The following is a 25,913-nucleotide window of genomic DNA, read 5'->3' on the forward strand; positions in this document are numbered from 1 at the left end:
TTAAGAACCTGCGAAAATGTGGTGATTGATAGCTGTGGCAAACTGGCTCTGCTGGGGGACGGCAAACCAATGGCAAAGTTGCAAAAAGCGATGGTCGCTAAGACTGTCGCCAAACCCGAGCACCGGGAACGTACCGCGCTGGGCCTGCAATTTATTTATTAGCCAACCGACGGCCAGCCCTTTATCGACAGGCTCCGGTATCCAGGCAACGTTATTGCCGTTGCGGTGAAGATAAAACCCCTGCAGCGTGAAACGCTGCGTCAGCCAGTCGGCAAAGGCGTAGAGCTCGGCGATTCTGGTGCTGTCGCGATGTTTCATCACCAGGTAAACGGGCACGTCGTCATACTCTTCGTTGATGCGCGCCCAGCCGTCGATACCTTGAATAGCCATCTGGGTAGTTATGTCGTGTTGCATGGCTTTAAGTCTGTCAGCATAGGGCGCCAGGATAGCCACCATATGATGTTGCCACTCGGTATCCGGTAGCCCTTCAGGCGTCATGATGACTGCGCCGTGGGTGGTTATAGCCCATGAGCGAAATGGGATTTGCACCCGCGTCAACTCTTCGCTCCCTCTGGCGGTGACGGGGATCAGTTCGGCGTGTTCAAGCAACCAATCGACGAACATGGCCTGAGCTTCGTTCATATAGCTGCGCGGACGCATTTCCCTGTCCAGCGCGGCGCAACGAAAGGGGGCCGCAGAAAGTTCATTGACCATTTTTCGTCTGGTCTGAAATAGCGTATCGTCGAGATCGGAAAATACTACTGGCTTATTCATAAGATAAAATCTCCAGTCGCGAACAAAGCGACTCCAGCGCGTGGGCCAGGTGGGGATCAACGCTTTTCGTAGGGGTCTCTATACATAAAATAATGCGATCGAAACGCTGGTGGGCGACGTTGTAGACAAAGTTTGGGATGCCCAGCCCGTAATTATCGTTAAATGACAACAGCGATTGGATCGCCATGCCAGGCGCAATCGGCGAGCGACTGGTCGCGCTGAACTTAACAGTGGCGCCTTGTTGCTCAAGGCGTTCGGCCAGCAAAAATGGTTCCCAGACAAACTCACCGCTGCCCAATACCAGGATAGTCTCTCCTGTGGTTGCGTTGATCTCGATGCCAAGGTCTGCCGCGGGACGTATCATTCCCAGACGCCCCCACGTCTGGCGCCGGGAAAGAGCATACTCCCCACGCGAGGTGATATTGACGGCAGGCATGTCGGGAGGCGTAGCGTTGGACAGCGGATGCCATTCCCAACGTCCTTTAACTAACGCGATCTGGCTCACCGGCAGGTTACAACGCCTGGCGAAGGCATCGCCGCTCCAGTCGGTAAGCGTCACGGAGACAGCACTTTGCAAATGTGTCAGGTGCGGGTGTAACGCGGACACGAGATTGATGAAGGTATTGCCGGTCGTGGCTTCATCGTCGATGAGCACCAGAGTTTTAGCTTCCAGCACCCGTCGGCGCATCTCTCGATCGTGGGGGAGATAAATCAAATGGTCCGTGGCATGGCTGTGCGCTTCTTTAAATTCGCACAGTAGTTCCGCCTCTTGCGGATGACGCGTAGAGGTGAGATAGATTGCCCGGTCAACGCGTTTGCGGAGTTCGTCAAACACGCCAGCGCCGAGACCAACGGCAGTCTCAGCCATCCCGACGAACAACACCGGACCGGCGAGGTCGGCGGGGAAACTTACGGCAAGCCGCTGGTAAACTGCGCGCATGGTTGCGGGCGAAACAGGAATATGCCGACCTAAAACATGGCTGACAAAGAGAAACGCCCTTTTAGGGTTGCGCCGTTCAGCGATGTCGAACAGCGCATGAAGTTCGTTTTCCTCGCCGTGGTGAAACACGCGTAATTCGCCACTTGAGAGCTGACGGAGGTAGCAGTTTTCGTTTTTCATCATTTCACCTCCGCATTATGCGAAGGCGCAAGCGCATTATTGAGTTGCTGAGGATATTGACAGCTCTCTGTCATGACTCTGATGGTTGCAGGGGTGAATTGATGCGCTACGCGCTGCACAATGTCATCCGCCGTCAGTAAACCCAGCCGCTGCGCGGCGAACAACCCGGGCAAATTCACGCCGCTGTGGCGGGTATACCCAATACCACCGGAGGGGCGTAGATTAATCTCCAGTAAAAGCGGTTTGCCCTCTGTATTGTGACGAGTCTGCACGTTTACCATACCATCAGCATGCAGTGATTCGGCGCAGGCGCAGGCAAGTTCGATCGCCGCTCCTTTATTTTCCAGATACTGCAATGCACCTTCTTTTCGCCTGCCAATGGCTGTCAGTACTTTGCCATGACTAAGCAGCATGTCGACAGAGTATTCTGGACCTGGAAGCCAGGGCATGAGTACCAGTGGAGTAAACGTCTCACTGGTCTTAACGGCTTCAATATATTGTTCCGGGCGGATACGTCGCTGTTCCGGATGATTAATAATACCTGTAGAAAGCGCGTGCTCATCAAATAGCCAAAACCCCGCGCCATAAATGCCGGTAACGGGTTTCACACATAGGCGGCTGCCGGGGAAAGGCGAAGCTTTGAGTAGATATTCCAGCGTGTTGGCATCATTGACTCGTATGGATGGCACCACGGGAAGCCCACATGCTTGCATGGCTTTCGCAAAGTTAACTTTGTCATCGGCAATTTCAAATGTGGACACCTGGCAGGCGCCCGTGGTGAGAGTCACGCCCAGCGCTTCAATCTGCCGTCGGTGCTGTTCGTACCAGCGGCACGCTTTGCCAACCTGAATTGCGGCAATGCCATACTCTTTTACTATTGATGAAATAAATGGCATCCGTGAATTGATTTCGGTGGGTTCACTTAATGAAAAATGTGCCGTTGATAATATTTCATGTCGGGGTTGACTGTGTGAGGCGTAGGTGGTTATAGGATGTTCGTTATTATTGATTGTGAAACCATTAATGCCGAAAATGATATCGCGTTGGGAGGATAGTCCCTCCATAATCCATATTTTTCTTTCCATTGATATTATTTCCACGCGTCCAGCGTTAAATTTAACTGGAGTCTAAAAGCGCTATGTTGGCATGTCAATCATAATATGAGGCGCTTTTTTTGTTTTCGGAATGATTATTTATGAAATGAATGTGTTCATATCTCCGTAATGATTTTTAAAATAATTGATCATCGGCGAGTTTTTCTTTTTCTTAATTTTCTAAATTGCCTTGTGTCAGTTCTTTATCATGATATGATTTTTTTGAGTCTTTAACGCATATTGATTTGCTAAATGTATTTAATAGGGAAGAATAAATGGTCTCACTTACTAAAAATCAGACAATATCATTAAGCAAAGTATCTCCGGCATTATCGCAGCTGACTTTTGGTCTGGGCTGGGATCCTCTGCGGGCAAAGAAAAAAGGGCTATTCGGCGGGTTGTTCTCCGGTGGCGCAGGTTCTATCGACCTTGATGCAAGCTGCATTCTATTGAATAAGAATGGCAACGTGCTGGATACCATTTGGTTTGGCCAGCTGAAATCTCGCTGTGGCGCTGTCGTGCATAGCGGCGATAACTTAACGGGAGAAGGTGACGGTGATGATGAAGTCATTCGCGTTAATCTGGAGAAACTTTCCGCTAACGTGGAATATCTGGCCTTTACCGTCAATAGTTTTCGCGGCCAAACGTTTAACGAAGTTGAGAATGCCCATTGCCGCGTGCTCGATCAAAATAATCAGGAATTGGCCCGCTATCAGCTAACCGAGCAAGGTTCTCATACCGGCATTATTATTGCTTCATTAAGCCGCCAGAACGGCAGTTGGGATTTTACCGCCCATGGTCAAGCAGCTCAGGGGCGCACCATCGACGATATGAAAAGTGACGTATTACGCATTGTGGTGCGCTAATGAAACTATTACCCGGAGGAAATAGCGCGGTTCCTGTTGCTAACCTTAGTATCAAAATAAGCGCGGGCAGTAGTATTGATGTGTCGTCATTTCGTCTCTATGCCAATAATAAGGTAAGAGGCGATGCGGATATGTGTTTTTACGGCCAGCCGCGAAATGATGATAATACCATTGAGCTGAGTACTAATAATACCGCTACTGTATTTCAGGTAGCATTAGGGCTGCTGCAGGCGGATGTCCAGAAAGTGGCCTTTACCGCAACCTGCGATAATAACAGGACTATCGGTGAATTAGGCCATTTGACGATCGCGGTGGAGCATAACGGTACTACGCTGATTGAGTGTCAGGTCGATGTTCACGGTCGAAATGAAGCAGCGCTGATACTGGGCGAACTTTATCGGCGTAATGGCGAGTGGAAGTTTCGCTTTGTCGCACAGGGATTTACTGGCGGCCTAAAACCGCTCGCTGAATACTATGGCGTTGATATTGCCGATGAAGCCTTGCCCCCTGCAGATGAACCCGTGAAAGTGAACCTCAGTAAGGTCACTTTGACTAAAGAGAAACCGGCAATCAGCCTCGCTAAACGTGACGATTATGGCGAGATACGCGTAAATCTGAATTGGCATCGCCAAAGCTCGGCTACAGGTTTATTTGGTTCATTATTAGGGGCAGGCGCCAGCAGCGTTGATCTGGATCTGGGCGCTTTTGTCGAATTAAAAAATGGCGATTTAAGCGTAGTACAAGCACTGGGTAATGCATTTGGGCGATATCAACAACCGCCTTTTATTCAGCTTCAGGGTGACGATCGCACGGGGACGGTTAACGATGGAGAATGGATCTGGATAAATGGTAGCGAATGGCAAAAAATTAACCAGATATTAATCTATGCCTTTATTTATGAGGGGGTCGCCAGTTGGGATAAAACAGATGGTGTCGTCACGCTACATGTTCCCGGGCAGCCGCCAATCGAAACCCGACTGACCGAAGGCAATAATCGTCGAACAATGTGCGCTATTGCTCGCTTAGTCAATGATAACGGCGCCATAAAAGTAGAGCGTATCAATCAATATTTCACCGGCCATAAAGAGATGGATCGCGCATTCGGCTGGGGATTCCGCTGGCGAGCCGGTTCAAAATAAAGAAAACCAAGTGAGGGAACGATGGGATTATTCAATAAAGTAAAATCGACATTGAGCGCCAGCCGCGTAGAACTGGTCAAACAGGTTGGGCGATTTAAAAATAAGAAATTCATGCAAGGAACTGTTGCGGTATGTGCTCGTATTGCCGTTTCCAGTGATGGTGTTAGCGCCGAAGAAAAACAGAAAATGATGGGTTTTCTGCGCTCGTCGGAAGAAATGAAAGTTTTTGATACCAACGAAGTAATCGACTTTTTTAATAAATTGGTATCCAGCTTCGATTTCGATATGGAAATCGGCAAAGGTGAAACCATGAAATATATTCTGGCCTTAAAGGATCAGCCAGAAGCTGCGCAATTGGCTGTACGGGTAGGAATTGCGGTGGGTAAAAGCGATGGTAATTTCGACCCGGATGAACAGGCGGCAACCCGAGAAATAATCGCTGCGCTCGGTTTTAACGCTGAAGAGTTTGGTCTTTAACCACAGCACTTAAAGGTATTTCATGGTCTCCACTCATTTAGGTTTTCCCGTTGAAACGGTGAGCGTTTTTATTATTCTCGCCATTGGGGCGATCGTTATTGACCTCGTAATGCATCGTAACGATAGCGTCATATCGCTGAAAAGCGCGGCGTTATGGTCACTATTTTGGGTTGCGGTGGCGATGGTTTTTGCCGGGTTTCTACTGGTGCACCACGGCGCGGAAGTGGCTAGTTTATTTGTTACTGGTTACGCCTTAGAAAAAGTGCTTTCGGTCGATAATCTTTTCGTGATGATGGCGATCTTCTCCTGGTTTGGCATTCCGGAACGCTATCGCCACCGTGTCCTTTACTGGGGAGTGATCGGCGCGATTATTTTCCGCGCTATTTTTGTCGCCATTGGCACAGGACTATTAGCGCTGGGCCCGTATGTTGAAATAGTCTTTGCCTTAATTGTGCTTTGGACGGCCGTCATGATGTTAAAAAGCGGGGAGGAGAGCGATGAAATTGAAGATTACTCGCAGCATCTCGCTTACCGTCTTGTAAAACGTGTATTCCCTATCTGGCCAAAATTAGTGGGGCATGCTTTTTTACTTACCGCGAAAGAGGTCGAGCGTGAACGGGCGAAGCCGGAAAATAAAGATCTCATTATCAGCACCGGAAAGCGCGTCGCGTTATATGCAACGCCGCTGATGCTATGCGTGGCAGTAGTAGAACTCTCTGATGTGATGTTTGCTTTTGATTCCGTGCCGGCCATTATTGCAATAAGCCAGGAGCCGCTGATTGTCTATAGCGCGATGATGTTTGCCATCCTTGGCCTACGTACGCTTTATTTTGTATTGGAGGCACTCAAACATTATTTAGTGCATCTTGAAAAAGCGGTCATCGTATTGCTTTTCTTTATTGCCTTTAAGCTTGGTCTGAACGCCACCGATCATCTTTGGCACCATGGCTATAGTATTTCGGCGACCGCCAGTCTGTATGTCGTTCTACTGGTGCTTATTGTTGGTATTGTCGCCAGTTTTGTCTTTCAGGATAAAAACGAGGAACAGCCAGGGGAGCATTAATTCCTCGCGCTGTCCTTCTTCATGTTCACTTTAAAAAGGATTTAATATGAGCGTATCACTGTCAAAAGGCGGTAACGTTTCTCTTAGCAAAAGCGATCCGTCAATGAAAAACGTGCTGGTTGGATTAGGGTGGGATGTCCGCACTACCGACGGCCAGGATTTTGACCTCGATGCATCTGCCTTCCTGTTATCAGAGACGGGAAAGGTGCGCAGCGATAGCGATTTCATCTTCTACAACAACTTAAAATCGGCAGACGGTTCGGTCACCCACACCGGCGACAACCGCACCGGGGAAGGCGATGGCGATGATGAATCGCTAATCATCAAACTGGATATGATCCCGGCCAACGTCGCCAAAATCGTCTTCGTGGTTACCATTCACGATGCACAAATGCGTCGTCAGAGTTTTGGTCAGGTGTCAGGCGCTTTTATTCGCCTGGTCAACAACGATTCACAACTTGAAGTGGCCCGTTACGATTTGACGGAAGACGCTTCCAGCGAGACGGCAATGCTATTTGGTGAACTTTATCGCCATAACGGCGAGTGGAAATTCCGCGCCGTTGGGCAGGGATACGCTGGCGGATTATCCAGCGTCTGCGCCCAGTATGGCATTAATGCATCTTAAAAACCGAGCAGCCCGACCGTCCGTCGGGCCATACAGTAGTTTATAACAGGAGGTTTAAAATGGCTGTTTCCCTCGTTAAAGGCGGTAACGTATCACTCACTAAAGAAGCGCCGTCGATGAATATTGCGATGGTGGGATTGGGTTGGGATGCGCGAGTCACGGATGGGCAAGATTTCGATCTCGATGCATCGGTCTTTATGGTTGGCGAAGATGGCAAGGTGCTATCGGATGCGAATTTTATCTTCTTCAATAATAAGAAGAGTCCTTGCGGCGGCGTAGAACATCAGGGCGACAACCGCACCGGTGAAGGTGATGGCGATGATGAGCAGGTCAAAATCACGCTTTCCCGGGTGGCCGCTGAGGTCAAGAAGCTGGTTTTCTCCGTCACCATCTACGACGCAGAAACGCGGAAACAAAACTTTGGCATGGTGCAGAACAGCTATATGCGGGTGTATAACCACGATAATGGCCAGGAAATTGCGCGCTTTGATCTATCCGAAGATGCATCAACGGAAACGGCGATGATTTTTGGCGAGCTTTATCGTCACGGTGCGGAATGGAAATTTAAAGCGGTTGGTCAGGGATTTGCGGGTGGGCTGGCGGCGTTAGCTTCCGCGCATGGCGTTAGCGTTTAATTCCTGGCAAGAATAAAACCTCCCGCTGGTGCGGGAGGTTGGTTTTATCAGGCTGCAACCACGCTGTCGATTGCCGCTTTGGCATCGGACTGTGCTTTGGCCGCAACTTCTGGACCATAGGCGATGCCTTCTGCAAATACGAAGTTCACGTCGGTGATACCGATGAAGCCAAGGAAGGTAGAGAGATACGGCGTGACCAGATCGGTTGGCGTATCTTTATGGATACCGCCGCGGCTGGTCAGAACCACTGCACGTTTGCCGGTAACCAGACCTTCAGGGCCTTTCTCGGTGTAACGGAAGGTGACACCTGCACGGGCAACCAGGTCAAAATAGTTTTTCAGCTGAGTCGGGATGTTGAAGTTGTACATCGGCGCAGCGATAACAATCACATCGTTAGCTTTCAGTTCAGCAATCAGCTCATCGGAGAGCGCCAGCGCTTCCTGTTGACGCGCAGTCAGCTGAGCATCGCTCGGACGCAGCGCGCCAACCAGTTCACCATCCAGTACCGGAATCGGATTTGCCGCCAGATCGCGCACGGTGACCACGTCGCCCGGGTGTTTTTCGCGCCATTGTTCAACAAAATAGTCGGACAGCTGGCCAGATTGTGAGTACCCTGCAAGAATACTGGACTTCAGAACTAATACTTTGCTCATGGGTGTTTCCTTTTTAATGTGATTGACGGGACAATGCCCTGGTGCCTGGTGACACTGTATTCACAATCATGCCGTAGAGATAGCGCAATATATCGAATCCTATGTTCAGTTTTTTTGAACAAGGCATGAGTTCAACAGATGTGGTAATCTACAGCAATATTTCATAAGAGATTTTTCCGGCAGAGCACTGCCCGATAACGCTATGACAGAACAACAAAAAATTACTTTCTCGCAGCTTTATGCACGGCTTGATGACCTGATGCTGCGCGATAAATCGCGCTACAGCCGTCGCCTGCATGGCGTAAAGAAGGTTAAAAATCCTGATGCTCAGCAGGCCATTCTGCAGGAGATGACGCAGGAGATAGAACAAGCAGCAGGGAAAGTCCTGCTGCGAGAAGCCGCGCGTCCGACGATTACCTATCCGGAAAACCTGCCGGTTAGCCAGAAAAAACAAGAGATTCTCGAAGCGGTGCGCGATCACCAGGTGGTGATCGTCGCCGGTGAGACCGGTTCAGGTAAAACCACTCAGTTACCTAAAATCTGCATGGAGCTGGGGCGCGGCCTGAAAGGCCTGATTGGGCACACCCAGCCGCGTAGACTGGCGGCGCGAACCGTCGCTAACCGCATTGCTGAAGAGCTGCAGAGCGAGCCGGGCGGTTGTATCGGATATAAAGTCCGCTTCAGCGACCACGTCAGCGAAAACACCATGGTTAAGCTGATGACCGACGGTATCCTGCTGGCGGAAATCCAGCAGGATCGCCTGCTGATGCAGTATGACACTATCATTATCGATGAAGCGCATGAGCGCAGCCTGAACATTGATTTTCTGCTGGGCTATCTCAAAGAGCTGTTGCCACGGCGCCCGGACCTGAAAATTATCATCACTTCCGCCACCATCGATCCGGAACGATTTTCGCGCCATTTTAATCATGCGCCGATTATCGAAGTCTCCGGGCGGACTTATCCGGTTGAAGTGCGTTATCGTCCCATTGTTGAAGAGGCAGACGATACCGAACGCGATCAGCTGCAGGCGATTTTTGATGCCGTCGATGAACTGGGGCGCGAAGGCCCCGGCGATATCCTGATCTTTATGAGCGGCGAGCGGGAAATCCGCGATACCGCTGATGCATTGAATAAGCTCAATTTGCGTCATACCGAAGTGCTGCCGCTATATGCGCGTTTATCTAACAGCGAGCAAAACCGGGTTTTCCAGTCGCATAGCGGGCGGCGTATTGTCCTGGCGACCAACGTTGCCGAAACGTCGCTGACGGTACCTGGAATTAAATACGTTATCGATCCGGGTACCGCGCGCATCAGTCGCTATAGCTATCGCACCAAAGTGCAGCGCCTGCCTATCGAGCCGGTATCACAGGCCTCCGCTAATCAGCGTAAAGGTCGCTGCGGGCGCGTATCGGAAGGTATCTGTATTCGTCTTTATTCGGAAGACGATTTCCTGTCGCGGCCGGAATTTACCGACCCGGAAATTCTGCGTACCAACCTGGCCTCGGTCATTCTGCAAATGACCGCCCTGGGGCTGGGCGATATCGCCGCGTTTCCGTTTGTCGAAGCGCCGGATAAGCGCAACATTCAGGATGGCGTTCGTCTGCTGGAAGAACTCGGCGCCATCACCACCGATGAGCAGGCAACGGCCTATAAGCTAACCCCGCTGGGCCGCCAGCTCAGCCAGCTACCGGTGGATCCGCGTCTGGCGCGGATGGTGCTGGAAGCGCAGAAACATGGCTGCGTGCGTGAAGCGATGATCATCACTTCCGCGCTGTCGATTCAGGATCCGCGCGAGCGCCCCATGGACAAGCAGCAGGCGTCCGATGAAAAGCATCGTCGCTTCCACGATAAAGAGTCTGATTTCCTTGCGTTTGTTAATTTGTGGAACTATCTCGGCGAACAGCAAAAGGCGCTCTCGTCGAATCAGTTCCGCCGCCAGTGCCGGGTGGATTTCCTCAACTATTTACGCGTGCGTGAATGGCAGGATATTTACACCCAACTGCGCCAGGTCGTGAAAGAACTCGGCCTGCCTATCAATAGTGAGCCAGCGGAGTACCGGGAGATTCATACCGCGCTGCTGACCGGTTTATTGTCGCATATCGGGATGAAAGATTCCGATAAACAGGAGTACACCGGCGCCCGTAATGCGCGGTTCTCTATCTTCCCAGGTTCCGGTCTATTCAAGAAACCGCCGAAGTGGACGATGGTTGCGGAGCTGGTCGAGACCAGCCGCCTGTGGGGGCGTATTGCCGCCCGCATTGAGCCTGAGTGGGTTGAGCCGGTGGCGCAGCATCTGATCAAACGCTCCTATAGCGAACCGCACTGGGAGCGGTCGCAGGGTGCGGTGATGGCGACAGAAAAGGTGACCGTTTATGGCCTGCCGATCGTCGCCGCGCGTAAGGTGAACTATAGCCAGATTGACCCGGCGCTGTGCCGTGAGCTGTTTATCCGCCACGCGCTGGTAGAGGGCGACTGGCAGACGCGGCATGCTTTCTTCCGCGATAACCTGAAGCTGCGCGCTGAAATCGAAGAGCTGGAGCATAAGTCGCGCCGTCGCGACATCCTGGTGGATGACGAGACGATGTTCGAGTTTTACGACCAGCGCATTAGCCACGATGTCATCTCCGCTCGCCACTTTGATAAGTGGTGGAAGCAGGCCAGCCGCGAAACGCCAGACTTGCTCAATTTTGAAAAGAGCATGCTGATTAAAGAGGGGGCGGAGCAGGTCAGTAAACTGGACTACCCGAACTTCTGGCATCAGGGCAATCTTAAACTGCGTCTCAGCTATCAGTTTGAGCCCGGTGCCGATGCCGATGGCGTAACGGTGCATATCCCTTTGCCGCTGCTCAATCAGGTGGAGGAAGCCGGGTTTGAATGGCAGATCCCCGGCCTGCGTCGCGAGCTGGTCATTGCGTTAATCAAATCTCTACCGAAACCGGTACGACGGAATTTTGTCCCGGCGCCAAACTATGCGGAGGCTTTTTTAGGCCGCGCGACGCCGCTGGCATTGCCGCTACTGGATTCGCTGGAGCGTGAACTGCGTAAAATGACCGGCGTGACCATCGACCGCGAGTCCTGGCAGTGGGATCAGGTGCCCGATCACCTGAAAATCACTTTCCGGGTGGTGGATGACAAAAATAAGAAACTGCAGGAAGGGCGCTCTTTGCAGGCGTTGAAGGACGCGCTGAAAGGTAAAGTTCAGGAGACGCTATCGGCGGTGGCCGACGACGGTATTGAACAAAGCGGACTGCATATCTGGAGTTTCGGCACCCTGGCGGAGAGTTACGAACAGAAGCGCGGTAATTATAAGGTGAAAGCCTGGCCGGCGCTGGTGGACGAGCGTGACAGCGTGGCCATCAAACTGTTTGATAATCCACAGGAACAGCAGCAGGCGATGTGGCGTGGTTTACGCCGTTTACTGTTGCTCAATATTCCGTCGCCGATTAAGTATCTGCACGAGAAACTGCCAAACAAAGCCAAGCTGGGACTCTATTTCAACCCTTATGGCAAGGTGCTGGATTTGATTGACGACTGCATCTCCTGCGGCGTTGACAAGCTTATCGATGAAGCTGGCGGTCCGGTGTGGACTGAAGAGGGCTTTAGTAAATTGCACGATAAAGTGCGCGCCGAACTGAACGACACGGTGGTCGATATCGCGAAGCAGGTCGAGCAGATCCTGACGGCGGTATTTAACATCAATAAGCGTCTGAAAGGGCGGGTAGATATGACGATGGCCCTGGGGCTGTCGGATATTAAAGCGCAGATGACAGGTCTGGTTTATCGCGGCTTTGTGACCGGCAACGGTTTCCGCCGTCTCGGCGATACGCTGCGTTATCTGCAGGCAATTGAAAAGCGTCTTGAGAAGCTGGCAATCGATCCACACCGTGACCGCGCCCAGATGCTGAAAGTCGAGAGCGTGCAACAGGCGTGGCAGCAGTGGTTGAATAAGCTGCCGCCGAATCGCCGTGATGATGACGACGTACAGGAGATCCGCTGGATGATCGAAGAGCTGCGCGTCAGCTTCTTTGCTCAGCAGTTGGGTACTCCGTATCCGATCTCGGACAAACGCGTATTGCAGGCGATGGAGCAAATTACGCCGTAGCCTGGCTGGTTGTCCCCGGTGGCGCTGCGCTTACCGGGGCTAGTCGCTTAAGCCTTTACCCACGCCAGAGTAAAGCCGTCCCAGCCTTTAGTGCCCACGGTCTGCAGCGCCGTTGCCGTCAACCGTGGCTCGGCGCCCATCATCTCAATGAATTGACGCACGCCCTGAACGCGCTCGTCGGCGCTCTGTGGGTTGACCACTTCACCGTCGCGTACCACGTTATCGCCAATAATTAAGGTTCCTGGGCGGGAATAACGTAGCGCCCAGCGCAGATAATGGGGATTATTCGGCTTATCGGCATCGATGAAGATCAGGTCGAAAGCGGGACATTCGCCAAGCGCCTCCAGAGACTGTAGCGCCGGCCCCTCTCGCAGCGTGACCCGCTGGTCAACGCCCGCCAGCTGCAAATTCTCCCGCGCCACCTGGGCATGATGCGCGTCGGCCTCCAGCGTGAGTAGTTGGCCGTCGGCAGGAAGTTCGCGCGCCATCCAGATGGTGCTATAGCCGCCGAGAGTACCGATCTCCAGTATCCGCTTAGCCTGGGTAAGCCGTACCAGCAGGGCGAGAAACTGCCCCTGATTGGCGGCGACATCGTGTGCCGGCAGCCCGGCTCGATGGTTGTTTTCCAGTACCCGATCGAGCACAGGATCGCCGGGGATTAAGGCCTCAATCAAATAATTGTCTACTGCCGACCACTGTTGTTGCATATGACGCTTCCCCATTTAGCTCCCTGATGAGTCAGACCAGCCGCCTCCCAGCGCCCGGTACAAATCAATCTGCGCCAGCAGCAGGTTATTTTTCACCTGCACCACGCTCAACTGAGTGGAGAACAACGTACGTTGCGCATCCAACACGTCCAAATAGGAAGAGTAGCCGTTACGATAGCGGTTCTGCGCGATACGCAACGTCTCTGCGGCGACCGATTCCTGCTCCTGGAGCTCGCTTAACTGTTCGCCGTAGCGGCTGATGGCATCCAGGCTATCGTTCACCTCTTTGAACGCGCCGCGTACCGTTTTCTCATACCCGTACAGCGCCTGATTGCGCTGGGCCATCGAGACATCAACCTGCGCATTTAGCGCCTGGCGGTTGAGTAACGGCGCCAGAATGCTGCCGCCGATGCTCCAGAGCCGCAGCGGATTATCGAGCAGTTCCGGCAGCGTCCGGTCCTGCAGGCTGCCGGTGGCGGTCAGGTTAATCGATGGCAGCAACTGCGCTTGCGACGAGGCAAGGGTGGCATCGGCGGCCACCAGCTGTCGTTGAGCCTGTACAATGTCAGGACGGCGGCTCATTAGCGATGATGGCAGCTGCGAGGGCAGCCGTAGTGGGGTAAGTTGCGCGAATTCATTGCGTTTCACCGTACCGGGATTGTCGCCCAACAGCACGCTCAGGGCGTTCTCCTGCTGGGCAATTTGATGTTGCAACGGCGGGATCTGCGCCCGCGTGGAGCGTAGCTCTGAATCCGCCTGCATGAGCTCCAGGCGCGAGGTATAGCCGGTTTCATACTGCCGTTTAGCCAGATTCCACGCATCTTCTCGCGATTTCAGCGTTTGGCGGGTGACCCGCAACTGCTCGTCTAATGACAACAAGGTGACGTAGCCGACGGCGACCGATGTCGCCACGGTCAGATTAGCCGCGGCGGCAGCGGCTTTCTGCGCTTCAAGGCTGGCCTCGGCGGCGCTGGCGGCGCTGCGGTTGGCTCCCCATATATCGACGTCATAGCTGGCGGTCAGGCCCCCTTTGTACAGCGTGCTGTGAATGGGCAGGCCGGTCGCGGCGGACTGTGCGCGAGCGCGGGTACCGGTCAGGCTGGCATCAAGCGAGGGGAATAAGCTGCTATTAGCAGCGTAGGCACGCGCCTGATACTCGTTAACCCGCTCACGGGCGATCAGGACGTCGCTGTTGTAGCGCAACGCCCGATCGACATACTGATTAAGCGCGCTGTCGTGGAAATTACGCCACCACACGCCTTCTACCGGGCTGGATGGACCCACATCGGCCCGCCAGGCGGCAGGGATCGCCAGCGTGGGCTCCGCGCGTGGTACATCGGCAGACTGACAACCGACCAGCGCCAGCGCCACGGCAAGGGTTAACGGGCGGATCATTGTTTATTCTCCGCGCGGGTATCAATCGTCACCTGCACCGACATTCCCGGGCGCAGACGATGGCTGTTTTTCTGCCCCTCATCGACCGCGATACGGACAGGAATTCGCTGGGCGATTTTGACAAAGTTGCCGGTTGCGTTATCCGGCGAGATCGCGCTGAATTCGACGCCGGTTGCTGGCGAAATACTTTGTACCTTGCCGTGGAAGGTTTCGCTATTCAGCGCATCGACCGAGAAGGTAACCGGCTGGCCGACGCGCACCTCGGCGAGCTGCGTCTCTTTCAGGTTGGCGATAACCCAGTGCTGAGGCGGTACCAGCGAGGTCAAATGCGTACCGGCGCTGACATAAGCGCCGAGGCGTACGGAGATTTGCCCCAGTTGCCCGGTCGTCGGGGAGATAATCCGCGTATTTTGCAGGTCGATTTCGGCAAGCTCGAGCGCTGCTTTGGCGCTGGCTACATCGGCCTCCAGCGAATCGCGATTGACGATAGTGGACTGCAGATCCTGGCGCGACATCTCCAGCGTGGCTTTCGCCTGTTCGATATCGGCAGCGCCTTGAGCCGCGCTGGCCCGCGCGGAATCGCGTTCGCGAATGGATAACGACCCGTCCGCGGTAAGCTCCTGGACGCGTTTTAAATCGGCCTGGGTTTTCTGATTCTGCGCGCGGGCGTTTTGCAAGGCGGCCTCGTTTTTGGCGATCGTCGCTTCGGCGCTTTTCCGCTGCTGCTGGTTGTTTTTCAGCGCCGCCTGTTTCATCGCCAACGTCGCCTGCGCCTGGTGTACCCGCTGCTTATAGATGCGATCGTCAATCTGGAACAGTACCTGTCCCGGCTGAACGGTATCAAAATCTTTGACGTTCACCGCGGTGATATACCCGTTAACCTGTGGGCTGATAAACGTCGTCTGACCGCGCACATAAGCGTTATCGGTAAACTGACTATGCCGGGTGAAAGGGGGCAACTGCCAGGCGTAAAGAATAACCAATACGCCGACGATGCCGATCGCCGCGGCGGTAAAAATAGACACCACGCGGATGTTGTTTCGGGTATTGGCCTGTTGCCTGGCCGCGTCCTGCTGACTCATAACCACTCCAGAGTAAAAATTATCTTATTATTTGTTGCCGGTTGCGCGTTTTAACGCGATACGGGCGGTGATTCGCAATCTGATTAAGCGCCAGAAAATCCACACCAGCGTTGCGGCAGAGATCGCCGCCGTCAGGAGATAAGTGTCATTGTAGGCGAGAATATTGGCCTGTAGCGTCGAGGCGTTTTGCAGCAACGTGGTAGCCTGCACGTTCAATAGCGTGCTGTCGCCAATTTGGCTTTGATACATCTGGCTATACTGCTGTAGTCGCTCGGCGATCAGCGGGTTCAGCGTGGTTATCTGATCGGCCAACTGGCTGGAATGAAATTTTTCGCGCCAGGTCTGAAAGGTACCGAGGATAGCTGAGCCGAGTAGGCCACCGATATTTTGGCTCATGCCAAACAGTACCGAGAAGCTGACCAGATTGCGTTGGTCGGCAATCACCCCGCCAATTCCCGCCAGCATGGCCGGCGCGAGGAAGAAGGCGCTGCCGAAACCAAGTAAAAACTGGCTGAACATTAACTGTTCCGGACGGGTCAGGGCAGTGGACTGACTATCAAGCAATGAGGCAATCATGATCAACGCCAGCGCGGTCGCGGTGGGCCAGTAAAGGCGCTGCGGGTTAAGCGTCAGACAACTGGCGACGATACCGCAGACGATACCGGCGAAAATCGACCACGCCAGGTTAGTCATCTGCTCGTTTTGCAAGCCGACGTACTGCAGCCAGCCGATGACCCCGGTATTCTGTTCCGCCAGTACGATACGAATCAGCAGCATAATCAGCCCCAGACGAATGATACTGCCGCTGGAAAGCCATTTGGTGTTAAGCAGCGGATTCGTTCGATTATGTTCAAAGGCGATAGCCGAAACGATCAGCACCACCGCCCCCGCCAGCGACCAGCCAAGCCACGGCGCCTCAAACCACCAGTCCAGACGGCCCAGCGACAGCACCGCGCAGACCAAAGCCATGCCGGGAGCCAGCAGGAAGAAGGTAATAAAATCCTTCTTCTCAAACACCTTTTTGCGGTCGCTTGGCGGCAGTTTCAGCGCGATGACGCAGGCCAGCGACACCAGCGCCAGCCCGAGCTCAAAGAAGTAGAGCCCGCGCCATTCGTCAATCTGCAGCAGTTCGGTCGAGAACAGACGCGCCAGCGGGATTGCCAGCGACGATCCGGTGATCCCAATGGTCAACGCCTTCAGACGGTGGCGCGCCGGCCAGGCCTGCACCTGATAGTAAATCCCCAGAGAACTCAGCGCCGCGGCCACCATACCGTGCGCCGCGCGCACCATCATTGCCGAGCTGAGGTCGTTGACGAACAGGTGGAAGAAAGTGACCAGTACATACAGTACCAGGAAGCCTTCGGTAAAGGCGCGCAGGCCAAACTGCTGGCGAAATTTCACCAGCAGCAGGTTGATAGAAACGTTAGTCATCACGTAGACCGCCGGCAGCCACGCAATTTCCGTCGACCAGGCGGCAAAAGTGCCCTGCAGCAGCTGCAGGTTGGCGGTAACGACGGCATTACCCAGCGCGCCGGTCAGACACACCAACAGCCCGACGATGCCGTAAGCGACGCGTTTCGGCGTACTGTGGATTGGCGTCGACGGCGAACCGAGCATCGCCGGCTTTTCATGCGGCGCCCAGTCGTGGGGCACATAAGGATTAGCTTCGCGACGAGGCATTATTTCTTTTCCACCTCGTGCAGCAGCTTTTCCAGTACCCGGTGGGTTTGCTCACGCTCTTCCGCAGTGATGGCGGTGAGGATCTCCTCGCGCAGGTCGTCGGCGACCGCTTTCACCTGATGGAAAAGCGCCATCCCTTTTGCAGTGGCGACCAGCAGACGCTTACGTTTATCGCTGTCAGGCTTAACGCGCTCCACCAGTTCAAGTTCGACCAGGCGGTTAATGAGCGGGACGATGGTGGCGCTTTCAACACCGAGCTCCTGCGCCAGTTCGCTTTGCGAGAGGGGCTGCTCGTTGCGGGCAATGGCTGAGACCGCCACCCATGACGCCTGGCTCATGCCAAGATTTTTCAACCGCCGGTTAACTGCCAGCCGCCAGTGATGCGCGGTTAAGTATAAGAGATGGGAAAAGTTAAGCTGTCGGTTATCCATGTTCCGCCTGCAAATTCATTAGAGCTCTAATGATTTTAGGCGCGGCGATTTACCGATTTCAAGTCACGAAGATAAAAATAGGTTAACGCAATGTGCGTTTTTTGTGGAAAAGGCCGGCTGACACGTGGAGAAAAAATAAAAAACCCGGGCGATCCCGGGTTTCGTATCTGGATTACCTGGACATTAGCCCGGATAGATGCCGCGATCTTTACGCGCCAGCAGGATGCGCTCACAGGCGACGATATAGGCCGCGGTACGCAGAGAACAGGCTTTCTCGGCGGCTTTATCGCAGACGTGAACGATAGCATCGGTCATGATGCGGTCCATCTTGGCGTTGATCTCTTCTTCACTCCAGAAGAAGCTCGCCATATCCTGAACCCATTCGAAGTAGCTGACGGTCACGCCGCCGGCGTTACAGATAACGTCCGGAACCACGATCACTCCGCGGTCGGCGAGCACGTCGTCGGCGTCCGGATAGGTCGGGCCGTTGGCGCCTTCGAGGATCAGCTTACAGCTGATTTTTTCCGCGCGCTCACGGGTGATTTGGCCTTCCAGCGCTGCCGGGATCAGGATATCCATCTCGGTGGTCCAGAAATCTTCTTTAGCGATTTCACGCGCGCCCGGGAAGCCGGCGATCTTCTTGTTCTCGGCCTGCCATGCGGTTAGCGCCTGCATGTCGATGCCGCCTTCGTTGAACAGGGTCGCGGTGTGGTCCTGGATCACGACAATACGCGCGCCAACGTCGGCGAACAAACGAGCGGCTTCGCTGCCGACGTTACCAAAACCTTGCAGCGCCACTTTCGCGCCTTCGATTTCGATACCGTTACGACGAGCCACTTCACGACCGGTGACGAAGACGCCGCGGCCGGTAGCTTTTTCACGCCCCAGCGAACCGCCGAGATGAATCGGCTTACCGGTAACCACGCCGGTGATAGTGGTGCCGTGGTTCATGGAGTAGGTGTCCATCATCCACGCCATCACTTTACCGTTGGTGCCTACGTCCGGCGCCGGAATATCTTTCTGTGGTCCAATGATAATGCCGATTTCGCTGGTATAGCGACGGGTCAGACGTTCCAGCTCGCCTTCAGACAGTGAGAACGGGTCGACGCGGATGCCGCCTTTGGCCCCGCCGTAAGGAATATTGACCGCGGCGCACTTGATGGTCATCCAGGCAGAAAGCGCCATTACCTCGTTAAGATCGACATCCGGATGGTAGCGAACACCACCTTTACCCGGTCCACGCGATAGATTGTGCTGTACGCGATAGCCTTCGAAATGGCGGATGGTGCCATCATCCATCTGCACTGGAATATCAACGATCAGCGCGCGTTTCGGGTGGCGCAGGGTTTCCACCCAGTAGGCGAGGTCGCCCAGATACGGCGCGACGCGGTCGATCTGGCGCAGGTAAGTGGTCCATGGAGATGTACTACTTTCAGATGCGTAAGATAACTTTTCCATAAGAGTCCTGTATCTCAATGTTATTTGTGTCGTGTAAAACCGTGGAATAGGTACAGCAGTAAAATCTGTGTGATGAATGTTATCACCAATTTTATAAACCAGTATTTGACGGCTATTCCGAATTTTACATTTTTGTTAGTTTTTTGGGGTTGCATTTGAATAAATAAGCACACTCTGGCGCCTGCATGTCATGCATCAATATGCATATTTTATGCAGATAAGTGAATACTGAAATAATTTTTTCATATTTTTCATTATCTTGATGATCCTCTAAAAGTGAATAAAATGATTCGTGGTTGTATTGACTTTGTTGCGCGTCAGGGCCCAGCATTAGCTCACGCAATACACAAGGTATTAACCGTGAATTAACATATACCCGTACAAATAAAATGGCTTATTTCAGTTGTGGTGAAAATATTTGTCATCGCAGCGGGACGTTTGCGCCCTGAAAACGGCTAAAGGGAATTGTTAAATTCGACTATTCACGATTGGCCAATTTATGCCGCCGATCCTCGTTCCGGAGAATTGTTATGTCAGGCAGTATCACTCGCGAAGATTTTGATGCTTATATGGTTCCGTGTTTCGCTCCCGCGCCGTTTATCCCGGTGAAAGCAGCGGGCTCCCGCGTCTGGGACCAGCGGGGCAAAGAGTACATTGACGTGGCTGGCGGCATTGCGGTTAACGCGCTGGGTCATGCGAATCCGGCGCTGGCTAACGCGCTGAAAGCGCAGCTGGATAAGCTGTGGCACATCGGCAACGGCTATACCAACGAACCGGTGCTGCAGCTGGCGAAAACGCTGGTGGAGTCGACCTTCGCCGATAAAATTTTCTTCTGTAACTCCGGCGCTGAAGCCAACGAAGCCGCGCTGAAGCTGGCGCGCAAGTATGCGCACGACAAATTCGGCGCCGACAAGAGCGAAATCATCGCCTTCAAGAACTCTTTCCATGGGCGCACTCTGTTTACCGTCACCGTGGGAGGACAGCCGAAGTACTCCAGCGACTATGCGCCATTACCGCAGGACATCACCCATCTGCCGTATAACGACATCGATGCGGTGAAAGCGGCGTTCTCTTCCCGCACCTGCGCGGTCATCGTTGAACCGATTATCGGCGAAGGCGGCGTCATGCCGGCGGATCCGCAATTCCTGCAGGCGCTGCGCGACCTGTGCGATGAGCATGAAGCAACGCTGATTTTTGATGAAGTGCAGACCGGCGCCGGGCGTACCGGCCAACTGTATGCTTACCAGCATTACAACGTGGTTCCGGATATTCTCACCAGCGCGAAAGGGCTGGGCGGCGGCTTCCCAATTGGCGCGATGCTGGCGAAAGAGGCCTGGGCGCAGGTGTTCCAGCCCGGTACTCACGGCACGACTTTCGGCGGCAACCCGCTGGCGGCGACCGTCGCTAATAGCGTGCTGGCGCAAATGGATAGCGCGCTGCTGGCGGGCGTGGGCGAACGCCATACCCTTATCGTCGATAAACTCAATGCGCTGAACGCCAAATATGATGTCTTTAGCGCCGTGCGTGGGATGGGGCTGCTGATTGGCGCCGAACTGGCTAGCCATCTGCGCGGCAAAGCCAAAGCGCTGACCAATCTGGCGGCGGAAGAGGGGCTGATCGCGCTGATAGCCGGGCCGGACGTACTGCGTTTCGCCCCGGCGCTCAATATTCCCCTGGCGGATATTGATGAAGCCTTCGTGCGCCTAGAGCGCGCCGTCGCCCGCTTAACCAGCTAATCCGGGAGACGGCCTATGATGTTATTTCGTCCCGTACGGGAAAACGACCTTGATGATATTGTCCGCCTGGCCTCCCGGGCGGGCGTGGGAATGACATCGCTGCCCAATGATGCCGTGCGCCTCGCCGCACGGATCAAACGCAGCGTAGAAACCTTTGCCGGCAAGCTGACGCGCGGCGAACAGGGGTTTCTGTTTGTTCTGGAAGATACCGAACTGAGCCGGGTTGTCGGCGTCAGCGCCATTGAGGTCGCAGTGGGGCTCGACGAACCGTTCTACAATTTTCGTATTCAAAAGACGGTACGGGCATCTAAAGAGCTTGGGGTATACAAGCATCAGGAATTGCTCAATTTAAGCTACGACCATACCGGCCATAGCGAACTCTGTACCCTGTTTCTGGACCCGGAGTACCAGAAGAACCGCAACGGCCTGCTGCTCTCCAAAGCGCGGTTTGTCTTTATTGCCGCGTTCCGCGAGTGGTTTTCGCCTCATCTGTTTGCCGAGCTGCGCGGGCGCAGCGACGAGCAGGGTAATTCGCCGTTCTGGGATGCGTTGGGGCACCACTTTTTCGACATTCCTTTCGCCGATGCCGATCGCCTCACCGGTACAGGGATGAAAACCTTTATCGCCGAACTGATGCCGGCTTACCCGATTTACATCTCGCTGCTGCCGGATGATGCCCGCGAGGTGATAGGCCAGGTTCATGCTAACACCGCGCCGGCGCGGGCTATTCTCGAAAAAGAAGGGTTTAGCTGGCGCGGGTCCGTCGACATCTTCGATGCCGGCCCGGTACTGGAAGCTGAAACCGATAATATTCGCGCTATCAGAGAGAGCTATTCGCTGCCGGCGCTGCAACTCATGACGCCGCAGGCGACGCCAACCATCGTCGCCAACGGACAGTTTGATAATTTCCGCGCGGTGCTCATCGCGCAAGAGACGCCGGGAGCGCTCGATCAGCAGGCGCTGGACGCCCTGCAGGTCAATGCCACCGACCGGGTTCACGCGGTGACACTCAATCCAGAGGAAAACAGATCATGGCGGTAAACGCACAGTTTATAGCAGGTAAGTGGCAGCAGGGCGCAGGCGCGCCGTTAACTAAGCTGGCGCCGGAAGACCAGTCCGTTTTATGGCAGGCGCAAAGTGCGGGCGCGGCCGACGTGCAGGCCGCCTGCGCCGCCGCGCGCGAGGCGTTTTATGGCTGGTCGCATCGTCCATTAAGCGAACGCATTGCCGTGGTTCAGCGTTTCGCGGCGCTGCTGGAAGAGAATAAAGAGGCGCTGGCGACGTTAATTTCCCGTGAAACCAGCAAGCCGCTGTGGGAAACCCGCACTGAAGTACAGGCGATGATCGGCAAAGCCGGGATTTCCATTGATGCCTACGCCGAACGCACCGGTTATCGCGAGTCCGCTATGCCGGATGGCAAAGCGCTGCTGCGCCATAAGCCGCACGGCGTGATGGCGGTGTTTGGCCCTTACAACTTCCCGGGGCATCTGCCGAACGGCCATATTATCCCGGCGCTGATCGCCGGTAACACCGTGGTATTTAAACCGAGCGAATTGACGCCGGCGACCGCGGAACTCACCGTTCAGCTATGGCAGCAGGCTGGGATCCCGGATGGGGTGCTAAACCTGGTGCAGGGGGCGAAAGATACCGGCCAGGCGCTGCTGGAAAATCGCGATATCGACGGCGTGCTGTTTACCGGTAGCGCCGCCGCTGGCTTCCACTTCCACCGTTACCTCGGCGGTCAGCCGGAGAAAATGTTGGCGCTTGAAATGGGCGGCAATAACTCGCTGATCGTGGCCGACGTTACCGATAGCGTTGCGGCGCTGAACGTGATTATTCAATCGGCCTTTATCTCCGCCGGGCAGCGCTGCACCTGCGCGCGTCGTTTACTGGTACCGCGCGGCGAACAGGGCGATGCGCTAGTCGAACAACTGATTGATGCCAGCCGGCAGATCCGCGCCGGTAAATGGGACGCCGAACCGCAGCCGTTTATGGGCGGGGTGATTTCGCAAAGCGCGGCGCAGGGCATGCTGGCGGCGCAGGCGAAGCTGGAAGCGCTGGGCGGCAAAGTGCTGCTGCGCATGAGCCAGCCGGACCCTCACTCTACCGTGTTAACGCCGGGGATTATCGACGTTACCGGGATTACGGTACCGGATGAAGAGTACTTCGGCCCGCTGCTTACCGTGATTCGATACGACCGGTTCGATGAGGCGATCGCGATTGCCAATAACACCCGCTACGGTCTGGCGGTCGGGCTTATTTCCGCCGACCCGGCGCTGTTCGACAAGCTGGCCGACGAAGCGCGCGCCGGGATCGTTAACTGGAACAAACCGCTCACCGGGGCCTCCAGCAAAGCGCCATTCGGCGGTGTCGGCGCCTCCGGCAACCATCGCGCCTCGGCGTGGTATGCCGCCGATTATTGCGCCTGGCCGATGGCTTCTCTGGTCAGCGAAACGCTGACGCTTCCGGCGACGACGTCGCCAGGTCTGCCATTCTGATAACCGTTTTTGTGAGGACACTATGTCTGGATTTGAAGCGAATTTTGACGGCCTGGTGGGGCCAACGCACCACTACGCCGGGTTGTCGGTAGGCAACGAAGCGTCACAAAACAACCGTGACGGTTTATCTAACCCGAAGAAGGCGGCGCTGCAGGGACTTTATAAGATGAAGACCCTGGCCGATCGTGGCTTTGTACAGGGCATTCTGCCGCCGCAGCCGCGGCCAAATATGACGATGCTGCGCAGCATTGGTTTTCAGGGCAGCGATGAGCAGGTGATCCAGCGTGCGGCCAAAGAGGCCCCGCAGTTATTATCGGCTTTTAGCTCCGCTTCCTCGATGTGGACCGCCAACGCCGCCACCGTGTCGCCGTCGGCCGATAGCGCTGATAGAAAAGTGCATTTTACGGTGGCGAACCTCAACAATAAGCTGCACCGCATGCAGGAAGCGCCGATCACCTCGGCCATCCTCAGGGCGACCTTCGCCGATGAGCGCTACTTTGCGCATCACGCGGCACTGCCGCAGCATGGCGATTTAGGTGATGAAGGGGCCGCTAACCATAACCGTTTCTGCGGGGATTATGACCGCCAGGGCGTGCAGTTTTTTGTTTACGGTAAGCGCGCCAGCGGCGGTGTTACGCCAGCAAAATACCCCGCACGCCAGACGCTGGAGGCCAGCGAAGCGGTGGCGCGTCTGCATCAGCTCGACCCGCAGTACACCGTATTCGCTCAGCAAAATCCGCAGGCTATCGACCATGGCGTATTCCACAATGATGTTATCGCCGTCAGCAACCGTCACGTACTGTTCCATCATCAACACGCCTTCCTGCAACAGCAGGAGGTGCTGGCGACGCTGAAGGAGAGAAACGCCAGTCTGAATATTCCATTTACCAGCGTTGAAGTGCCGGACGAGCAGGTTAGCCTCGATGACGCGGTGGCCTCTTATCTGTTCAACAGCCAGTTACTGAGCAAAACCGATGGCAAAATGCTGATCGTGGTGCCGGAAGAGTGTCGTCAGCGTGAAAACGTCTGGCGTTATCTCTCCGCTCTCGCCGCCGATAGCGCATCGCCTATCGATGAAGTGGCGGCATTCGATCTACGTGAAAGCATGCGCAACGGCGGCGGCCCGGCCTGTTTACGTCTGCGGGTGGTGCTTAACGATGCCGAGCGCGCGGCGGTCAACGCTCACAGTCTGATGAATGACGAACGCTACCGGCAGCTGACCGCGTGGGTTGAAAAGCATTATCGCGACCGCCTGCATGCCAGCGATCTCGCCGACCCGCAGCTACTGCGCGAGGTTTATCAGGCGCTGGACGAGCTGACGCAGATTTTACATCTGGGCGCGATTTATGACTTCCAGCGATAAGGGGCCGGGAATGGAACAAAACGTCAACGATTTACTGCATTGTAAACTGCAGACATGGACCTTTCCGCCGACTATCGAAGCCAGTTGGTTAGGCGATGGCATTCTGCAACTGCTGCCAAAAACGCCCTGGCGACAGGCGACGGTGCTTTCCGCCGGGGTGCACGGTAACGAAACCGCGCCGATTGAAATGTTGCTGCAGATCCTGCAGGGGTTAAGCCATGGCGAACAGCCGCTGACCCACGCGCTACTGGTGGTGTTCGGCAATCTGCCCGCCATTCGCGCCGGCCGTCGCTATCTGCATAACGATCTCAACCGGCTGTTTGGCGGTCGCCATCTGGCGGCGATGCCCGGTAACGAATCGCGGCGCGCTTTTGAACTGGAGATGGCCGTACAGGCCTTCTTCCGTAGCGCCGATGTCCACGGCAAGGTGCCGCGCACGCATCTCGATCTGCATACCGCCATTCGCGGGTCGAAATATCGGCAGTTTGCGCTGCTGCCCGCTCATGATGGCGACTACGGCGCGGATTTTTATCAGCTGTTACAGGCCAGCGGTATGGACGCCATCGTGCGCCATACCGAACCGGGCGGCACCTTTACCCACTTCACCAGCGAGAAGTTCGGCGCGCAAAGCGCCACGCTGGAACTGGGGAAGGTGATGCCATTCGGTGAAAATGATCTGCGCTTGTTTGCCGCCACCGAACTGGCCATCGGCGCGCTGATCGCCGATGGCATCATGCCGCCGCGCAGCAAAGCGCCGGTCGAATACTTTGTGGTGCAGCAGAGCATCATCAAGAGCGAGAACGGTTTCACCCTTAATCTCGACCCGAAAATTGAAAACTTTACCGCGCTGCCGGCAGGCTATGAAATCGCCCGTCAAGCGCAGAAAACCTGGGTGGTCAATGCCGACGCCCCCTACATCCTGTTTCCGAATGCGGGCGTCGCCGCCGGTCAACGCGCCGGGCTGCTGCTGACCGCTACCGCGCCAAGCCTTTCCATGCCTGCTTGAAGGAAT

At 54.8% G+C, this 25,913-nt stretch carries 22 protein-coding genes; 12 read left to right on the top strand and 10 right to left on the bottom strand.

All coding sequences use genetic code 11. The features are described from left to right. Genes AC22LX_RS00880 through AC22LX_RS00890 form a run of 3 tightly spaced genes read right to left on the bottom strand, consistent with a single transcriptional unit; the run spans position 1 to position 2,979 of the window. On the bottom strand, positions 1-774 hold the full coding sequence (locus tag AC22LX_RS00880) for an HAD family hydrolase (RefSeq protein WP_045393878.1): 774 nt from the start codon (positions 772-774) through the stop codon (positions 1-3). Then, positions 767-1,897, bottom strand: a complete 1,131-nt coding sequence (locus tag AC22LX_RS00885; protein ID WP_223683749.1) for a phosphoribosyltransferase domain-containing protein — start codon at positions 1,895-1,897, stop codon at positions 767-769. Before AC22LX_RS00885 ends, AC22LX_RS00880 begins: the two co-directional genes overlap by 8 nt. Continuing rightward, entirely contained in the window at positions 1,894-2,979 is a 1,086-nt protein-coding gene (locus tag AC22LX_RS00890; protein WP_213292501.1) for an ATP-grasp domain-containing protein, read from the bottom strand. Before AC22LX_RS00890 ends, AC22LX_RS00885 begins: the two co-directional genes overlap by 4 nt. 284 nt (positions 2,980-3,263) lie before the next feature. Between AC22LX_RS00890 and AC22LX_RS00895 the strand changes: the two genes are divergently transcribed. From AC22LX_RS00895 to AC22LX_RS00920, 6 genes are read left to right on the top strand one after another with little or no spacing between them, the layout of a single operon-like run. Further along, positions 3,264-3,854 (top strand): TerD family protein, encoded by a 591-nt coding sequence (locus tag AC22LX_RS00895; RefSeq protein WP_045393882.1) that lies wholly within the window; start codon positions 3,264-3,266, stop codon positions 3,852-3,854. Beyond that, complete coding sequence (locus tag AC22LX_RS00900) at positions 3,854-4,993, top strand: TerD family protein (RefSeq protein ID WP_487333669.1); 1,140 nt, start codon at positions 3,854-3,856, stop codon at positions 4,991-4,993. The genes AC22LX_RS00895 and AC22LX_RS00900 overlap by 1 nt, the downstream gene beginning before the upstream one ends. 21 nt (positions 4,994-5,014) lie before the next feature. Next, positions 5,015-5,470, top strand: a complete 456-nt coding sequence (locus AC22LX_RS00905; RefSeq protein WP_045393888.1) for a tellurite resistance TerB family protein — start codon at positions 5,015-5,017, stop codon at positions 5,468-5,470. A gap of 22 nt (positions 5,471-5,492) precedes the next feature. After that, positions 5,493-6,533 (top strand): TerC/Alx family metal homeostasis membrane protein, encoded by a 1,041-nt coding sequence (locus AC22LX_RS00910; RefSeq protein ID WP_045393891.1) that lies wholly within the window; start codon positions 5,493-5,495, stop codon positions 6,531-6,533. A 46-nt stretch (positions 6,534-6,579) separates the two neighbouring features. Then, a complete protein-coding gene (locus AC22LX_RS00915) occupies positions 6,580-7,158 on the top strand; it encodes a TerD family protein (protein WP_045393893.1) in 579 nt (192 codons plus the stop codon). 59 nt (positions 7,159-7,217) lie between these two features. Further along, positions 7,218-7,793 (top strand): TerD family protein, encoded by a 576-nt coding sequence (locus AC22LX_RS00920; RefSeq protein WP_045393896.1) that lies wholly within the window; start codon positions 7,218-7,220, stop codon positions 7,791-7,793. Between the two features lie 47 nt (positions 7,794-7,840). Here the strand turns inward: AC22LX_RS00920 and azoR are convergent, their stop codons facing one another. After that, entirely contained in the window at positions 7,841-8,446 is a 606-nt protein-coding gene (gene azoR / locus AC22LX_RS00925; RefSeq protein WP_045393899.1) for an FMN-dependent NADH-azoreductase, read from the bottom strand. 202 nt (positions 8,447-8,648) lie between these two features. Here azoR and hrpA point away from each other — a divergent pair, with 202 nt between their 5' ends. Then, a complete protein-coding gene (gene hrpA, locus AC22LX_RS00930; RefSeq protein WP_487333670.1) occupies positions 8,649-12,551 on the top strand; it encodes an ATP-dependent RNA helicase HrpA in 3,903 nt (1,300 codons plus the stop codon). A 47-nt stretch (positions 12,552-12,598) separates the two neighbouring features. Here the strand turns inward: hrpA and AC22LX_RS00935 are convergent, their stop codons facing one another. The 6 genes from AC22LX_RS00935 to AC22LX_RS00960 form a co-directional block, all read right to left on the bottom strand. Beyond that, positions 12,599-13,273: an O-methyltransferase gene (locus AC22LX_RS00935; RefSeq protein ID WP_074167375.1), complete on the bottom strand. Its 675-nt coding sequence runs from the start codon at positions 13,271-13,273 to the stop codon at positions 12,599-12,601. Further along, positions 13,274-14,653: an efflux transporter outer membrane subunit gene (locus tag AC22LX_RS00940; protein WP_487333671.1), complete on the bottom strand. Its 1,380-nt coding sequence runs from the start codon at positions 14,651-14,653 to the stop codon at positions 13,274-13,276. It lies immediately after the preceding gene. Next, the gene (locus tag AC22LX_RS00945) at positions 14,650-15,735 is read right to left on the bottom strand and encodes an HlyD family secretion protein (protein WP_045393907.1); all 1,086 of its coding nucleotides are present in this window, start codon (positions 15,733-15,735) and stop codon (positions 14,650-14,652) included. Before AC22LX_RS00945 ends, AC22LX_RS00940 begins: the two co-directional genes overlap by 4 nt. Before the next feature lie 27 nt (positions 15,736-15,762). Then, positions 15,763-17,415: an MFS transporter gene (locus AC22LX_RS00950; protein WP_059355880.1), complete on the bottom strand. Its 1,653-nt coding sequence runs from the start codon at positions 17,413-17,415 to the stop codon at positions 15,763-15,765. Beyond that, on the bottom strand, positions 17,415-17,846 hold the full coding sequence (locus AC22LX_RS00955; RefSeq protein WP_045382685.1) for a MarR family winged helix-turn-helix transcriptional regulator: 432 nt from the start codon (positions 17,844-17,846) through the stop codon (positions 17,415-17,417). Before AC22LX_RS00955 ends, AC22LX_RS00950 begins: the two co-directional genes overlap by 1 nt. Positions 17,847-18,029: 183 nt before the next feature. Next, positions 18,030-19,304, bottom strand: coding sequence for a Glu/Leu/Phe/Val family dehydrogenase (locus AC22LX_RS00960; RefSeq protein ID WP_015366353.1), 1,275 nt, complete (start codon positions 19,302-19,304; stop codon positions 18,030-18,032). 530 nt (positions 19,305-19,834) lie between these two features. Between AC22LX_RS00960 and AC22LX_RS00965 the strand changes: the two genes are divergently transcribed. From AC22LX_RS00965 to astE, 5 genes are read left to right on the top strand one after another with little or no spacing between them, the layout of a single operon-like run. Then, positions 19,835-21,040, top strand: coding sequence for a bifunctional succinylornithine transaminase/acetylornithine transaminase (locus AC22LX_RS00965; protein WP_045393913.1), 1,206 nt, complete (start codon positions 19,835-19,837; stop codon positions 21,038-21,040). Between the two features lie 18 nt (positions 21,041-21,058). Beyond that, entirely contained in the window at positions 21,059-22,081 is a 1,023-nt protein-coding gene (gene astA, locus AC22LX_RS00970; protein ID WP_161801935.1) for an arginine N-succinyltransferase, read from the top strand. Further along, positions 22,072-23,538 (top strand): succinylglutamate-semialdehyde dehydrogenase, encoded by a 1,467-nt coding sequence (astD, locus tag AC22LX_RS00975; protein ID WP_049060835.1) that lies wholly within the window; start codon positions 22,072-22,074, stop codon positions 23,536-23,538. The genes astA and astD overlap by 10 nt, the downstream gene beginning before the upstream one ends. A gap of 22 nt (positions 23,539-23,560) precedes the next feature. Beyond that, on the top strand, positions 23,561-24,901 hold the full coding sequence (gene astB / locus AC22LX_RS00980) for an N-succinylarginine dihydrolase (RefSeq protein WP_045393918.1): 1,341 nt from the start codon (positions 23,561-23,563) through the stop codon (positions 24,899-24,901). A 10-nt stretch (positions 24,902-24,911) separates the two neighbouring features. Continuing rightward, positions 24,912-25,907 (top strand): succinylglutamate desuccinylase, encoded by a 996-nt coding sequence (gene astE, locus AC22LX_RS00985; RefSeq protein ID WP_045393920.1) that lies wholly within the window; start codon positions 24,912-24,914, stop codon positions 25,905-25,907. Positions 25,908-25,913: the final 6 nt, after the last annotated feature.

The sequence above is a fragment of the Klebsiella sp. PK01 genome (assembly GCF_057624675.1).